Here is a 14,977-nt window from a genome sequence, read left to right on the forward strand (position 1 = left end):
TTCCACCCGTGCCGCACGAGGACCAGGAGCCTCCGGCGCTGGAGGGCGGGCTGCGCCATGCGGCCGAGGAGCTGTTCGGCGACCGGTTGGAGCTGGCCGTCCGGTTCGTGGAGCATCTGTCCTCCACGGGGATCGAGTGGGGCCTGCTCGGCCCACGTGAGGTGCCCCGTCTCTGGGAGCGGCACGTGCTGAATTGCGCCGTGGTGGGTGACCTCCTTCCAGAGGGGGCCCTGGTGGCCGACGTCGGCTCGGGCGCCGGGCTGCCCGGCCTCGCCTTGGCCTTGGCCCGGCCCGACAGCCAGTTCATCCTGATCGAACCCCTGGAACGGCGTGTCGCCTGGCTGGACATGGTGGTGGCGGATCTGGGTCTGGAGAACGTCGACGTGGTGCGGGCACGCTCCGAACAGGTCGTGGGCAACATCGCCGTCGATATCGTGACGGCACGTGCCGTCTCTGCGTTGAAGTCCCTGATCCCCCTGACCGTTCCACTCCTGGAGGGCTCCGGGGAGCTGCTGGCCATCAAGGGCAGGAGTGCGGGCAACGAGATCGCCGCCGCTGCCAAGGCCCTGAAGAAGTTCAAGGCATCGGCACCGGTGATCGAGACGGTGGGCGAGGATCTGCTCGCCGAACCGACCACCGTGGTGCGCGTGCGTGTGGGTCACCGGCGCTGACCAGTAGGCTGGAGAGGCTGGAACCCACGGCTACAGGAACGTCATGCCGTCTATCAACCTCGGGAGGTTGTTCTCTTGACCAATGAGTCAGAAGTTTCACGGGAAACCCCTACCGCCGTGGACTCGTCCGTGGTGGATGAGATGGAGACCCCCCTTGCTCGGGAACTGGCTCAGGAGAACCGGCGGCGGGACAAGCTGAAGGGGCGTCGGCTGCCGCCCCCGGCGACGACGCGCATCCTCACGGTGTCCAATCAGAAGGGTGGGGTGGGCAAGACCACCACCACGGTGAACCTGTCCGCGGCTCTCGCTCGCGCCGGCATGCAGGTCCTGGTGGTGGACATCGACCCCCAGGGCAACGCCTCCACCGCCTTGGCGATCCCCCACAACTCGGATGTGGACAGCGTCTACGACGTGCTGATCGACGAACTGCCGATGGCAGACGTGGTCAAGCCGTGCCCCGACGTGGACGGCCTCGTGGTCGCCCCGGCCACCATCGACCTGGCCGGGGCCGAGATCGAGCTGGTCTCCCTCGTGGCCAGGGAGCAGCGTCTCTCCCGTGCTCTCAAGGAGTACTTCGCGTACCGCGAGACCCAGGGTCTGCCGCGGATCGACTACGTCTTCATTGATTGCCCCCCGAGCCTGGGGCTGCTGACGGTCAATGCGTTCGTGGCCGCGAATGAGGTCCTCATCCCCATTCAGACCGAGTACTACGCGCTGGAGGGGCTCTCCCAGCTCCTCAACAACATCCGGATGATCCAGAAGCACCTGAACTCGGCACTCGAGGTGTCGACGATCCTGCTGACGATGTACGACGGCCGTACCAACCTCTCCACCCAGGTGGCGGAGGAGGTTCGGGAGCACTTCCCCGAGGAGGTCCTGAACGCCGTGATCCCTCGTAACGTGCGCATCTCCGAGGCACCGAGCTTCCAGCAGACGGTGCTGACCTACGATCCACAATCGACCGGTGCCCTGTCCTACCGCGAGGCCGCCACGGAAATCGCCGACCGAGGGCACGCGAAGGGCCGCTAGCCCGTCCGATCAGCTGTTATGAGTTGATGTCGCTGTAGCCTCGCCGATCTGTGGCGTTTCACGTGAAAACGCTCCTGTAGTTTTCGGCCAGGCGTCGATGCCTTCTCCCATGGCTTCGGTGCATCTGCCTCGACCAGCGCTTGCCTACTCAGGACCCGCACTTTGTTCCGGGTCGTCATCCTCGAGGGCTGGGGCTTGCGGCTGGTGTCGTGTTCCACGTGAAACCCTGCAAGTGGGCTGGTCACAGCGGCATGCGTCATGCATTCGCGACTGTGGATTTGCGTTCTGTGGTTCCGGATCCTGCTCGGCCAACCACATCGCCGCCCGTCCTAGGCCGCGGGCTTCACAGAAGACATGAACACCGGCACTGAGCCCTAAGCAAGGCCCTGTAGGCAGCAACGGGCGTCTCTCCGGTCCTCTTAGATCGATCCATCCGGTCCTCAGTTGGTCCGGTGGCGCCGGCTTCTGAGTTGAACCGGTGGCGCCGGCTCTCCAGTTGGCTTGGTGGCGTCGGTTGCTCTGTTGGCCGGTGGGGTCAATAGTGGAGCCTGTGTGTAGCGGCGTGGTCCATTCATCCGCCTGCTCGGCTACTGGGAAGCCTTCTGGCTAGCGGGAAGCCACATGTGCTGCTCTGTTTCACGTGAAACAGGGTCGGGTCTGTTGATCCGCGTCAGTTCGATGTAGTGGTTCATACGCCTCGAAGGTGCGCAGACCGTCGAGAATCCGCATGGGAATCAAGCCCTCGGTCCGTTTCACGTGAAACCGTCGTCCCGACGATGCTGCCGTCGATCGGAAGGCCCCCTCGGTTGGACTCTGCTGTCGCCACAAGGGGCCAACCGCAACCGGACCTGGCTGCCCAGACGAACTGGCTGCGGATCCAATCGAGGTTGTGATGGGCCAGCCAGGGGTGTAATGCGCAGGAGACCCATCGGACTCTCCCCGTGAGATCAGGTTCAGCAGTCGTCGCGGTCGATGGGTAGCGCCCTTGGAGTGACTCTGTGTCGGATCGGCGCGGCTACCCGATCTGGGACCCTTGGCTCTTGGCGCGGCCCTGGGGTCGTTTGCCGTCGTGGTAGCGACCTTGGGGGCATTCCGAGAGTAGGTCGCCTCAGGGAGGCCCACGCGGATGTTCTTGGTTGGGGGTTCCAGCTCGGCTTGGTCGTCAGAGGCTAGCCGTCCACAGGCGTGTTCTGCTTTGCAGTCGCGTTTCACGTGGAACAACGGCGTGCGGCTGTGCTGGGGTAATCGGGCTTTCAGTGGTGTTCAGTAGTGGGATCTGGCTTCTCCTGCTGTAGAGGCCGTAAGCGCGTTCGGCACCGTATCCTCTGTTTGGTTGCGCACGGCGAACTCCCTCTGAATTCGTGACCACCCGCTCTCATCGGGTTTCACGTAAAACGGTGCGGCTTCATTCAGCCGAGGAACTGGCCGTGGAACGGCTCGATCGTGGACGGCCCGTGTTTCACATGAAACTGCAGGCGCGGGTTGATTGCAACGAGGGTCGCTTCTGCGCTTCCAGGCGCGCATTGAATGTGGATGCTGCTTCCTCGGCTGCTCACTACCATTCGCCTCTCACGCGATGTGCTGTCCCGCCTTCGCTAGGCGGCGAGACTCATCCGACGCGCTCCGCCGAAGCTCACCCATCTCACATACCCGTATTCTGGTTGATCAAGTGCGTTCCCCGATCCGATGAAGGATTGAGTCATCCAGGTTCGTCATCTGTCACCGAATCGGCGTCCCGTTAGCAGACCGACTCCTGTTTCACGTGAAACGACAGTAGAATGGTGGACGTTGCAGGGCCCGGAGTAAGGAGTTTGTGTGAAGAAGAACCGACGTGGATTAGGTCGAGGCCTGGAAGCGCTGATCCAGAGCACTGCTCCGATGGAGGAGTCTGACTCCGCGGCGTGGGGAGAGGCAGCGGACGAGTCGAACCCGATGGGCGCAGAATCTCCGTCAACTCCCGAGGAAACAACGGATATCGCTCCAGTTGTCGAGGAGCAAGGATCTCGATCGGACGCCGAGACTGGATCGGAGCCCCGAGAGGGCACCGCCGGCAGTTCGTCCGAGGCCGGTGCACCGGCCGACTCGGTCGACCTGGAAGCGTCTACGGCGGCTCCCTCCACACCACGACCAGAGCGCTCCAGGCAGTCCCGCCCGGATCTGACGAGCCGTTATCTGAGCGGACGATCGAACGCTGGCGCGGGTGACTCGGTTCCACGTGAAACGCGACGGCCCGTGGATGTCTTCTTCCCAGACCGCAGGAGCGACGAGGAGGTCGATCTCGTGGGGACCGGGGGTTCGACGCGAAAGACACGTCAGCGCGCCACCATGCCTCCCCTCCAGCCCCGGGGTAAGTCCGGCCCGAAGCCTGAGACGGAAACTGACTCCGCTAATGAAGGTGAAAAGGTTGAGGTCGGCGCGCAGAGCAGCACTGCTCCGGTCCCCCCGCGCCCGGCTGAGGCCTCTGCTGGCCCGACCGTCCACGAGCGTACCTCCGGCCACGGTGCCTCGATGGGGTCGGCCGGCGACGCCGAACTCCGGCTGATCCCCGTTGGGGAGATCCATCCGAATCCGCGCCAGCCCCGTGACATCTTCGATGAGGACGACATGGATGAGCTGGTCGCCTCGATCGGCCAGGTCGGAGTGCTTCAACCCATTGTGGTGCGTGAGGTGGACGGTCCGTCCCCGTACGAGCTGGTGATGGGTGAGCGTCGTTGGCGGGCGGCCCAGGTCGCCGGACTGGACGAGATCCCGGCGATCGTGCGCCACACCGCGGATACGGATCTGCTCCGGGATGCGCTGCTGGAGAACCTTCACCGGAGCCAACTCAATCCCCTGGAAGAGGCCGCGGCCTACGAACAGCTGTTGGAGGATTTCAACTGCACGCAGGATGAACTCTCGTCCCGCATCGGTCGTTCTCGACCACAGATCACGAACACCCTGCGTCTCTTGAAGCTTCCCCCGCTGGTCCAGCGGCGAGTGGCCTCGGGCGTCCTGTCCGCCGGTCATGCCCGCGCACTGCTGTCCCTGGTGGATCCGGCGGAGATGGAACGACTGGCCCAGAAGGTCGTCTCGGAGGGACTGTCCGTGCGTGCCACCGAAGAGCTGGTGTCCCTGCAGGACGGGGTACGTCAGGTGAAGCCCCAGTCGAGGGCCAAGAGGACCGATCGTCATGAGCGGTTGGACTATCTGGCGAACTCCCTGACGGACCGGCTCGATACCACGGTGAAGATCACGCTGGGTGCGCGCAAGGGCAAGATCGCCATCGACTTCGCGTCGGTGGACGACCTCAACCGCATCATGGACCTGATCGGCCAGTCGCAGGCACACCAGAGTCAGGTCTAAAAGCCAGTTGAGATCTGAGAAAAGCGTCCAGCTGACAAGGTCTAGACGCAGAAGAGCCCCGGTCCAGCAGGACCGGGGCTCTTCCCTTCTGACGATGTCAGCAGAGACTGATCACTTGAGGTACTCGGCGAACTCCGTCTCAAGGACCTGCTTCGGCTTGGCGCCGATGGACGAGGCGACCTTCTGCCCGCCCTGGAACACCATGACGGCGGGGATGCTGGTGATCCCGTAGGTGGACGCGGCCTGCGGGTTGTCGTCCACATTCAGCTTGGCGACGGTGATCTTCTCAGAGTGCTCGGTGGCCATCTCCTCCAGGATCGGGCTGAGCATGCGGCAGGGGCCGCACCACTCGGCCCAGAAGTCGACGAGTACTGGCTTGTCCGAGTTCAGGACCTTTTCCTGGAAGTCCTGGTCGGTGACGTCAATGGTGCTCATGGTTCCTCCTGATGGGATGGGAAGGTGGTACGGACCGGAGGTCTAGACGGCGCTGGCCGCCAGCTCCTTCACGTCCGCAAGGTAGTGCTCCACGTCCTGAGCGGCGATGCAGCCGGTGCCGGCTGCCGTGATCGCCTGTCGGTAGGTGGGGTCGGTGACATCTCCGGCGGCGAAGACACCGGGGAGGGAGGTACGGCTGCTGGGGTGCTCCACGTGGATGGTGCCGTCCGGATCCAGGTCGAGCTGGCCCTTGACGAGCGTGGTGCGGGGGTCGGATCCGATGGCCACGAACAGGCCGGTGACATCCATGCTGGATTCCTCGCCGGTCTTCAGGTTCCGCAGGTTCAGGGTCTTGAGCTTCTCGTCGCCCTCGAGCCCGGTCACCTCGGTGTCCCAGACGAAACGGATCTTCTCGTGGGCCAGGGCGCGGTCTGCCATGGTCTTGGAGGCTCGGAGTTCGTCCCGGCGGTGGATCACGGTCACGGTGGAGGCGAACTTCGTCAGGAACAGCGCCTCCTCCATGGCGGAGTCACCACCCCCGACCACCGCGATGTTCTGGTCCCGGAAGAAGAATCCGTCGCACGTGGCGCACCAGCTCACCCCGTGCCCGGAGAACCGCTTCTCGCCCTCCACGCCGAGCTCGCGGTAGGCGGAGCCGGTGGAGAGGATCACTGAATGGGCCCGGTACACGGTGCCGTTGCCCAAGGTGACGATCTTCGGTGAGGCCTTCAGGTCCACCTCGGTGACGTCCTCAAACTGCACCTCCGCCCCGAAGCGGGTGGCCTGCTGCTCCAGCTGGGACATGAGCTCGGGTCCGAGGATGCCTTCCGGGAAGCCGGGGAAGTTCTCCACGTCCGTGGTGTTCATCAACTCGCCACCGGCCGTGACCGAACCGGCGACCACGAGCGGGTTCAGGTTGGCGCGCGCAGCGTAGATGGCGGCGGTGTATCCCGCAGGTCCAGATCCGATGATGACGACGTCCCGGACGGCGTCGGTGGACTCTACAGCCTCGGTCACAGTGATTCCTTCACGGTAGGCAATGGGGACTCTGATGGGTGGAACGCACTCCGGGGGGAACCTATTCCAAGCGCGGCCCACCCAGGTGGCTGTCCAGGGCGGACACGGCACTGAAGCCCCGTCCCAACCAGTGTGCACCAGCCGGGCTGGCGCCGCCTCCATCCTAGGCGGGTGTGCCGGGGGTCGGTCCCGTTCGTTCCGTCAGGCGGATCCCCGGTGCTGGACGCCGGGGACTACTCGACGGCGACTTCCGCGATGCGCAGGCCGTAGGGCAGGTTGCCCGAGGCGTTGGACAGTTCCGGCAGCTCGGTGAAGTTGAGGATGACGTACTGGGCCTCGGCCGGCCCACCCTCGCCCGCCGGGACAGGAACGCTGACCTGGGGTCCCGTGAAGGATCCCTCCGCGATCTGGCGTGCACTGTCCAGGTCCGGGGAGTCACTGAGCAGGACCGAGAACGAACCGCCGCTGCCGTTGTTCTGGGTGATGTCCACCTGGGACACCGCGCTGGGCTCCTCCAGCTCGATGACGAGGGCCATGCTGGACGCGTAGCCGCCGAAGGCCGGCTGGGCGAAGGAGTAGGTCTGCCAGGCCGTGGCGGGGTTGCCGTCCACGGCGTTGGGCAACGTGTTGTCCGTCTCCGCGCTCAAGGCCGGATCATCCGGGACCAGGCGGGTGGCGCCGGCGATGACGGGGTCCGGAAGCTCCGAGTCCGGTGTCGTTTCCTCGACGGGGCTCTCGGACTGGCTTCCGGGGTCATCCGAGGATTCCCCGTCGGCCTCCGGACTGCGGTTGTTGCCGAGGATGTTGAAGGCGAAGACGGCGCCGAGGATCAACAGCAGGACCAGGATGCCGCCGACCAGCCAGCGTGCGCCGGTGGGCTTGTCCTCCTCGTCCTCCTCCTCGAAGTAGTCGCCGAACTCAGCGTCCTCGTCAAAGTCCTCGTACTCGGAATCCTCCGGGGCCCGTCCGCCGGAGTGCCCCTGCGCACCGCGGGCCGGGCCCCCGGCGGACCCCGCGGAGGCTGCCGCAGCCGCCCCGCCGGCAGCCCCAGCGGCAGCGCCGGCCGCCAGACCCGCACCCACGGCGCGGTCACGCTGAGGCTCATCCTCCTCCCAGAGGGTCACCTTGGGCCGGTCAGCGGCCCGCTGCTGCTGGTCCTTCTCCGGGCGGGGGCTGTGGCGCCCGACGGCCGGGGAGGCGACGGCGGCCGTGGGGGTCTCGTCCGTCTGCGGGCCCTGGTCTGTGGCCCGCTCGGCGTCTGTGGCCGGCTCGGCGTCCTGGGCTGGCTCCTGGCCAGCGTCCTCCTCCGGCTCAGGCGTCGGCTCAGCAGTCGGCCCCTTGTGCGGCTTCGCGGCACGATCGCGAGCCACGGTCACCTCGTCCTGGGCGCCGGTCCAGTCGTCGTCGCTGACCGACTCGGGCAGGGGTTTCTCGTCCTCGCGGCGCACAGCGGAACGGTACGGGTCCTGCTCCTCGACCGGGCCGGCGTCGTGCCCCTGGCCGTCCCGGGCGGCAGCGGCACCCGCGCCCCCCGCCACACCGGCTGCCCCGGCCGCGGCGCCACCGGCCACGGCGTCCTTGGCCGCGTCCTCGGAGCCGATCCGCTGGCTCAGCCGATCCGAGATGCCCCGGAGGAACTTGGGGCGGCGCTTCTCCGTCTCCTGCTCGACGAGTCCGTCGTCCAGGTCCTCGTAGTACTCCTCGTCGTCCTCGTAGACCTGGGGCTCGTAGGTACGCGCCTCCCCGAAGATCTCGGAGCCGAGCGTGTCGGTGTAGAACGGCTCAACGTAGACCTGCTGTTCGCGGGTCATGTCCAGCAGTTCCTCCGCGGCCGGGTTGCCGCCGGCGATGAGGTAGGTGCGGCCCTCACTCAGGCCGAGGTCGAGGACCTGGACGGTGCCCTGGCGCTCACCGGTCGCGAGCTCGCGGGCCGAGGCGGCCACCTGGGAGGCGTGTTCCGCCGAGGCCACCAGGATGGAGACGTCCCGGTTGAGCACCTGGTCCCGGCCGTCCAGCACCATGTCCTGATCGGCGGACGTCAGCACATGTCCGGTGACGAGGTAGCGGCCGCCGAGGACCATCCCCTCTTCAATGGGCTGTGTCACGGTGTTCCTCCAGGTCAGTGGCCCGGATCCGTGGAATCGTGGTGGCCGTCCGGGAGGACGGTGGAGCCTGGGGGCGCCACTGCCGGCAGGGGCAGGCCACGGATGGGCCGGGGTGCGGTCGGGACCATGCTACGGCCGTCAACGCGCTGTCCAGCGGTGAACCGCCGAACGGATCGGCAGGAAATTACCGGGCCAGCCCGGGAATCCGGCGGGCCAGAGGCCCCAGGAAGTCGGTGAGCTCGGGCAGGCGCATGGCCCGCAGCAGCAGGAAGTACACCACCGCCATCACCACGCCGACCACCGCGCAGCTGACCAGTGAGGTGATGATCGAGGTCCAGGGGAATCCCCCCGAGTAACCGCCCATCAGCCACAGGACCAGGGCGCCGGCGGCACCGGCCGTCAGGGCGGCCACCCCGGTGCGGATGTAGGTGTCCAGCACGTGGCCGGAACCGTAGTCCCCGTAGTGGCGGCGGACCAGCACGTGCATCCACACGAACTGGACGATGTGCAGGAAGGTGAAGACCGAGACCATCAGGTAGGCCATGGACCACATCGGCATGAACACCGAGGCCACATAGGCGATGACGAGGGTGCACAGGGCGATGCCGACCTGCACGAACATGGGGATCCGGGCGTTCTCCGAGGCGTAGAACAGCCGCGTGAGGTAGATGTGGGCGGAGCGGAACGGCATGCCCAGGGCCAGCAGGATCAGCAATTGGCCGATCGCCACGCCGGAGGCCGTGGCCGTGGCCGAGGAACCGCCGAAGATGCGGCCGAGGGGTCCGGCCAGCACGAGGATCGCCACCATGGCGAACATCATCGGCACGGCGAAGCTGCGCAGGCCCCGGCTGACGGTGGCCAGGGCCCCGGGGAGATCGTTCTGGTGCAGGTGGCGCGTCAGCTGGTTGAACAGCACGGTGGCCAGGGACAGCACGAACACCGAGTGCGGCAGCACGGTGATCAGCTGGGCTGTGTTCAGGGCGTAGAGACCGGGGATGGAGGCCTCGACGGCGGCCGGGTCCAGTCCCTCGAAGGGGCCCCCGGCCTGTGCGGCCTCACCGATGGAGGACCGCGCCTCGGTGGCACCGGAGACCAGCCGGGCCACGAGCAGGTTGATGACGTTGCCGGCCATCATGGTGACCAGGGTGTAGCCGGCGAGCTTGCCGGTGGATCGCAGGCCCATGCCCTTCCAGCCGAACTTCGGCCGCAGCCCGAGCCCGAGCCGGCTGAGGGGGATGAACAGGATGAGCGCCTGGACCACGATCCCCAGCGTGTGGCCGCCGGCCAGCAGCACGGTCTGGGCCGTGCTCCATTCGGCCAGCTGGTCGCCACCGGCCTGGAAGGAGCCGAACATCACCAGGTACAGGCCGATCACGCCGATCGCCACCACGTTGTTGGCCACCGGGGCCCACATGTAGGCACCGAAGCGGCCATTGGCGTTGAGGACCTGGCCGATCACCGCGTATACGCCGTAGAAGAAGATCTGGGGGAAGGTCCAGAGCGCGAACGCGGTGCCCAGGGCGAGCATGGGCTCCGACCAGTTGCTGGTCAGGGCCACCATGATCGGCGCGGCCGCCGCGGTGATGACCAGGGTGGCGCCCGCCATCACCAGCACGGCCAGGGTGATCAGCCGGGAGGTGTAGTCGGAGCCCCGGTCCGGGGCCCGGGCCGCCTTGATGAGCTGCGGGACCAGCACCACGTTGAACACGCCGCCGGCCAGCAGCATGTAGATGATGTTGGGGATCGTGTTCGCGGACTCGAAGATGTCCGCGGCCATGGCGGTGGAGCCGATGGCGATGGCCAGCAGGGCGGTGCGGACGAAGCCGAGGATGCGGGACACCAGGGTGCCTGCGGCCATGATGGCACTGGCCTTCGCCGTGCTGTCCCTGACAGCGGCGGATGAGGCGGCGGCGGATGAGGCGTCCGGTGGGGTGCCGTCAGGGGAGGCAGCGGCGTCCGGCGCACCGGTGCCCTGGCCGCGGCCCGGGGTGTCCGGCGTCGCGGTGGGGTCGTCCGGCTTCACCGCAGGGATTCCGGCAGGTCGTCGAAGCCGTCCAGGTGGTCCGGGAGCACGTCCCGGGCCAGGTCCACGATCCGGCGCTCGTTCGGGAAGGAGAGCTTGGCGTTCAGCACGTCCAGGTCCACCCAGGCGACGTCCACGGCCTCGTGGTCCGGATCGTTCTCCGTGGTCAGCTCGCCGCCGGTGGCCTGCAGCAGGTAGTGGTGCACGGTCTTGTGCACGCGGTGGCTGGAGACGGTGAACCAGTAGTCGATGGATCCGAGGGAGGCCAGGATGTCCCCGGCGATGCCGGTCTCCTCCTCGACCTCACGGATGGCCGCCTCACCGTGCGTCTCCACGCCTTCCGGATGACCCTTCGGCAGGCACCACTCCAGCCGGCCGCCGCGGTTGTAGCGGGCGATGATGGCGACCTCGAGCCGACCACCGATCTTGCGCACCACCAACCCGCCGGCGGAGACCTCTTCCACCGTGGGCAGCGATCCCTGCGGGGTGTCCCCGGAGCCCGGGGCCCCGGGCTGCCCAGGGCGCCGAGGCACACGCCGGCCCACCGATGCGGTGAGCGGGGTGCGCTTGGGAGCGCTCGGAACAGGATGAGCCATGCATTCCACTGTAGCGGGCCGAATCAGAACCGCATCGAGGCGGCTCCGCCGGCCGGGTGCCAGTTGTCCTCAGGAGACCTCGGGATCTGGCACCCTTAAACACACGATGAATCCCTCCGCCGCATCCCCGCCCCCGTCCGGCACGCCCGCCTCCGAGCTGGTGGCCCTGCCCGTCGGGTTCCCGACCGGTGCCGGGCTGCCCCCCGTGGTGCTCGAGTTGGGCCGCCTGTTCGAGGCCGCCGGCCACGAGCTGGCCCTGGTGGGCGGGCCGGTGCGGGACCTGTTCCTGGGCCGGATGTCCCCTGACCTGGACTTCACCACGGACGCCGATCCGGACACCACCCTGGGGATCGCCCGGAGGTGGGCGGACGCGCACTGGGACATCGGGAAGAAGTTCGGCACCATCGGCTTCACCAAGGGCGGTTGGCAGCTCGAGGTCACCACCTACCGAGCCGAACAGTACGATCCGGATTCCCGCAAGCCGCAGGTGGCGTTCGGGGACACCCTCGAGGGCGACCTGGTGCGCCGCGACTTCACCGTGAACGCCATGGCCATCCGCCTGCCGTCCCTGCAGCTCGTGGATCTGCACGGCGGGGTCAAGGACCTGGCGGCCGGCCGGCTGCGGACACCGGGCACCCCCGAGGAGTCCTTCTCGGATGACCCGCTGCGGATGATGCGGGCGGCGCGGTTCGCCGCCCAGCTCGGGATCGGTGTGGATGAGGCCGTGACCGCGGCCATGACCGCGATGGCCGAGCGGATCACCATCATCTCCGCCGAACGCGTCCGCGAGGAGCTGGTCAAGCTCGTCAACGGCGCCCACCCCCGCGCCGGCATCAACCTCCTGGTGGACACCGGCCTGGCGGACCACGTGCTGCCCGAACTGCCGGCCCTGAAGCTGGAGACGGACGAACACCACCGTCACAAGGACGTCTACGAGCACTCCCTGACCGTGATGGAACAGGCGATGGGCCACGAGTACCCCGCCGCGCTTCAGGAACAGTGGGACGCGGAGCACCCGGTGGGGGCCGAGCCGGCCGCGCTGGAGGGTGAGGCGGCAGCGGAACGGTTCGCGCCGCCGTCGGGCACCTATGTCCCCGCGCCGGACTTCGTCCTGCGCTTCGCCGCCTTGATGCACGACGTCGGCAAGCCGGCGACCCGGCGCTTCGAACCGAACGGGGCGGTCACCTTCCGCCACCATGACGTGGTCGGCGCCAAGCTGGTCAAGCAGCGGATGCGGGCGCTGAAGTTCGACAACGACACGATCAAGGCTGTGGCCCGGCTGGTGGAGTTGCACATGCGGTTCTACGGCTACGGGGACGCCGGGTGGACCGATTCCGCCGTACGCCGGTACGTCACGGACGCCGGGCCGGTGCTGCCGAGACTGCACGCCCTGACCCGCTCGGACGTGACCACGCGCAACCGCCGCAAGGCGGACCGGCTGGCCTTCGCGTACGACGACCTGGAACGTCGCATGACGGAGATCGCCGAGCGGGAGGAGCTCGAGGCCGTCCGCCCCGACCTGGACGGCAAGCAGGTCATGGAGATCCTCGGCATCAAGCCCGGGCCGGTGGTCGGCCGGGCCTACAAGCACCTGCTGGAGTGGCGGCTCGACGAGGGGCCGCATGACGAAGACGCGGCCACGGCCGAGCTGTGGCGCTGGTGGGGCGAGCAGCCGGAGTCGACGACCTGATCACGGCAGTCTGGTCAGGGCGGTCTGATCACGGCAGTCTGGTCAGGGCGGTCTGATCAGGTCGGTCTGATCACGGCACCGATACCTGTCGATCGCCTCGGCGTGTCTCGGCGTCGACTGCGCTCATGATGCCGGGCGTCAGAACAGGCCGGTGACGTTGCCGTGGGGATCCACGTCCATGGAGTCGGCGGCGGGCGTGCGGGGCAGGCCCGGCATGGTCATGACGGACCCGGTCAGCGCCACCACGAACCCCGCCCCGGGCCGCAACGCCAGCTCGCGCACCATGACGGTGAAGTCCTCCGGCGCCCCGAGCACCGATGGATCATCCGTGAAGGAGTACTGGGTCTTGGCCATGCAGACCGGGAGGTGGTCCCAGCCCTCCGCCACCAGCTGGTCCAGCTGGGCCCGGGCCGCCGCCGTGTACTCGACGCCGGCCCCGCCGTAGATCTGCGTGACCACGGCCTCGATCCGCTGCGCCACCGTCATATCCTCGGTCCACAGGGAGTGCCAGCCGGACTCCTCGCCCTCAGCGGGCAGCACCTCCACGAGCCGGCGGGCCACCTCCAGCGCACCTTCGCCGCCGCGGGCCCAGACGTCCGCCACGGCGGCGGGGACGCCACGGCGTGCACACCAGCTGGTGAGCCACTCGAGCTCGGCCTCGGTGTCCTGCGGGAAGCGGTTGACCGCCACCACCACCGGCACCCCGTAGGCGGCCATGTTGCCGATGTGCCGGGCCAGGTTCGCGACCCCGGCCTCGAGGGCCTGAAGATGGGGCTGCTCACCGGCCTCCGTGCGGTGGTCGAGGTCCCCCAGCGCCATGCCGCCGTTGAGCTTGAGCGCCCGCACGGTGGCCACCAGGACACTGGCCGCCGGGGGGAAGCCTCCCGCCACCGCGGTGATGTCCATGAACTTCTGCCCGCCGAGGTCCGCGCCGAAACCGGCCTCGGTGACCACCACGTCCGCCAGCTGCCGGGCGGTGTTGGTGGCCGTGATCGAGTTGGCGCCGTGGGCGATGTTGGCGAAGGGGCCCCCGTGGACGAACGCGGCCGAACCGCCGAGCGTCTGGACGAGGTTGGGCTTCAGGGCATCCTTGAGCAGCACCGCCATCGCCCCCTGGGCGCCGTGCAGGCCCAGGTCTCCCACGGTGACGGGTTGGCGATCGTAGGTCCGGCCGATGATGATCCGGGAGAGCCGGTCCTTGAGGTCCTCCAGGTCAGTGGCCAGGCAGAACACGGCCATGGTCTCCGAGGCCACCGTGATCTCGAAGCCGGACTCGCGCGGCACCCCCTCGGTGCGTCCGCCGAGGCCGATGACGGTCTGGCGCAGGGAACGGTCGTTGGTGTCCAGGGCGCGCTTGACGGCGATGGTGCGGGGGTCGATCCTCAGCTCGTTGCCCCGGTGCAGGTGGTTGTCGATGAGCGCGCAGAGCAGGTTGTGGGCCGAGGTGATCGCGTGGAAGTCGCCGGTGAAGTGGAGGTTGATGTTCTCCATCGGCACCACCTGGGCGTAGCCGCCGCCCGTGGCCCCGCCCTTCATGCCGAAGACCGGACCGAGGGAGGGCTCTCGAAGGGCCGCCATCGCCGTCTTGCCGGCCCAGGATCCCGGGGCGTCGTCGGCGCGGGCGAGGAGGTTGAGACCGTCCACCAGGCCTACGGTGACGGTGGACTTCCCCTCGCCGGCCGGCGTCGGGTTGGTCCCGGTGACGAGCACCACGCGACCGGTCCGGCGCGGGCTGCTGCCCGGGCCGCCGGTCGGGGCGCCGTCGGCCGGGCCGTTCGCGCCGGTGCTGCCGGCCGTCAGGCGCGAGGTGTCCACCTTGGCCATGTAATGGCCGTAGGGGATGAGGGCCTCGGCGGGGATTCCGGCCCGGTGGGCGACATCTGCCACCGGTTCGAGCGTCGCTGCTGCGGAGATCTCGGCGTCGTTCATGGGCAGATCCTCGCATAGGGGCACCGGGCCGGGGAATGGCCGGGAGATGGCCGGGCGGCGGCGGAGGGTGACGGTCGGCACGGGCCCTCCTCCCTCCACGCATGGAACTGGCGGTCGAATCCGGCCTGTCTACTCGTGGG

At 67.9% G+C, this 14,977-nt stretch carries 10 protein-coding genes; 4 read left to right on the top strand and 6 right to left on the bottom strand.

Annotated elements, in window-relative coordinates; all coding sequences use genetic code 11:
• Positions 1-8: 8 nt before the first annotated feature.
• From rsmG to AB0K08_RS00360, 3 genes are all read left to right on the top strand, one after another.
• Positions 9-671 carry a 16S rRNA (guanine(527)-N(7))-methyltransferase RsmG gene (gene rsmG / locus AB0K08_RS00350; protein WP_363350500.1) on the top strand — a complete coding sequence of 221 codons (663 nt, stop codon included), beginning with the start codon at positions 9-11 and terminating at the stop codon, positions 669-671.
• 141 nt (positions 672-812) lie between these two features.
• Positions 813-1,700, top strand: a complete 888-nt coding sequence (locus tag AB0K08_RS00355; RefSeq protein WP_363350502.1) for a ParA family protein — start codon at positions 813-815, stop codon at positions 1,698-1,700.
• 1,815 nt (positions 1,701-3,515) lie between these two features.
• Positions 3,516-5,042: a ParB/RepB/Spo0J family partition protein gene (locus AB0K08_RS00360; RefSeq protein WP_363350504.1), complete on the top strand. Its 1,527-nt coding sequence runs from the start codon at positions 3,516-3,518 to the stop codon at positions 5,040-5,042.
• A 111-nt stretch (positions 5,043-5,153) separates the two neighbouring features.
• Here the strand turns inward: AB0K08_RS00360 and trxA are convergent, their stop codons facing one another.
• The 5 genes from trxA to AB0K08_RS00385 all read right to left on the bottom strand — a co-directional run bounded on the left by trxA (position 5,154) and on the right by AB0K08_RS00385 (position 11,218).
• Positions 5,154-5,477 (bottom strand): thioredoxin, encoded by a 324-nt coding sequence (gene trxA / locus AB0K08_RS00365; protein WP_363350506.1) that lies wholly within the window; start codon positions 5,475-5,477, stop codon positions 5,154-5,156.
• 42 nt (positions 5,478-5,519) lie between these two features.
• A complete protein-coding gene (gene trxB, locus AB0K08_RS00370; protein WP_363350508.1) occupies positions 5,520-6,494 on the bottom strand; it encodes a thioredoxin-disulfide reductase in 975 nt (324 codons plus the stop codon).
• Positions 6,495-6,727: 233 nt separating this feature from the next.
• Positions 6,728-8,599: a hypothetical protein gene (locus tag AB0K08_RS00375; RefSeq protein WP_363350510.1), complete on the bottom strand. Its 1,872-nt coding sequence runs from the start codon at positions 8,597-8,599 to the stop codon at positions 6,728-6,730.
• 184 nt (positions 8,600-8,783) lie between these two features.
• Positions 8,784-10,622, bottom strand: a complete 1,839-nt coding sequence (locus tag AB0K08_RS00380; RefSeq protein WP_363350512.1) for a lipid II flippase MurJ — start codon at positions 10,620-10,622, stop codon at positions 8,784-8,786.
• Positions 10,619-11,218 carry an NUDIX hydrolase gene (locus tag AB0K08_RS00385; protein WP_363350514.1) on the bottom strand — a complete coding sequence of 200 codons (600 nt, stop codon included), beginning with the start codon at positions 11,216-11,218 and terminating at the stop codon, positions 10,619-10,621. The genes AB0K08_RS00380 and AB0K08_RS00385 overlap by 4 nt, the downstream gene beginning before the upstream one ends.
• Before the next feature lie 106 nt (positions 11,219-11,324).
• Between AB0K08_RS00385 and AB0K08_RS00390 the strand changes: the two genes are divergently transcribed.
• On the top strand, positions 11,325-12,908 hold the full coding sequence (locus tag AB0K08_RS00390) for an HD domain-containing protein (protein WP_363350516.1): 1,584 nt from the start codon (positions 11,325-11,327) through the stop codon (positions 12,906-12,908).
• Positions 12,909-13,046: 138 nt separating this feature from the next.
• Here the strand turns inward: AB0K08_RS00390 and AB0K08_RS00395 are convergent, their stop codons facing one another.
• Positions 13,047-14,837: a formate--tetrahydrofolate ligase gene (locus tag AB0K08_RS00395; protein WP_363350518.1), complete on the bottom strand. Its 1,791-nt coding sequence runs from the start codon at positions 14,835-14,837 to the stop codon at positions 13,047-13,049.
• Between the last annotated feature and the right edge of the window lie 140 nt (positions 14,838-14,977).

It is taken from the genome of Citricoccus sp. NPDC055426 (assembly GCF_040677445.1).
In the GTDB taxonomy this organism is placed as follows: Bacteria; Actinomycetota; Actinomycetes; order Actinomycetales; family Micrococcaceae; genus Citricoccus.

Coding starts and splice junctions, on each gene's coding strand:
- AB0K08_RS00355 (WP_363350502.1), top strand. CDS start 813: ATGGAGACCCCCCTTGCTCGGGAACTGGCTCAGGAGAACCGGCGGCGG.
- trxA (WP_363350506.1), bottom strand. CDS start 5,477: ATGAGCACCATTGACGTCACCGACCAGGACTTCCAGGAAAAGGTCCTG.
- AB0K08_RS00385 (WP_363350514.1), bottom strand. CDS start 11,218: ATGGCTCATCCTGTTCCGAGCGCTCCCAAGCGCACCCCGCTCACCGCA.
- AB0K08_RS00390 (WP_363350516.1), top strand. CDS start 11,325: ATGAATCCCTCCGCCGCATCCCCGCCCCCGTCCGGCACGCCCGCCTCC.
- AB0K08_RS00395 (WP_363350518.1), bottom strand. CDS start 14,837: ATGAACGACGCCGAGATCTCCGCAGCAGCGACGCTCGAACCGGTGGCA.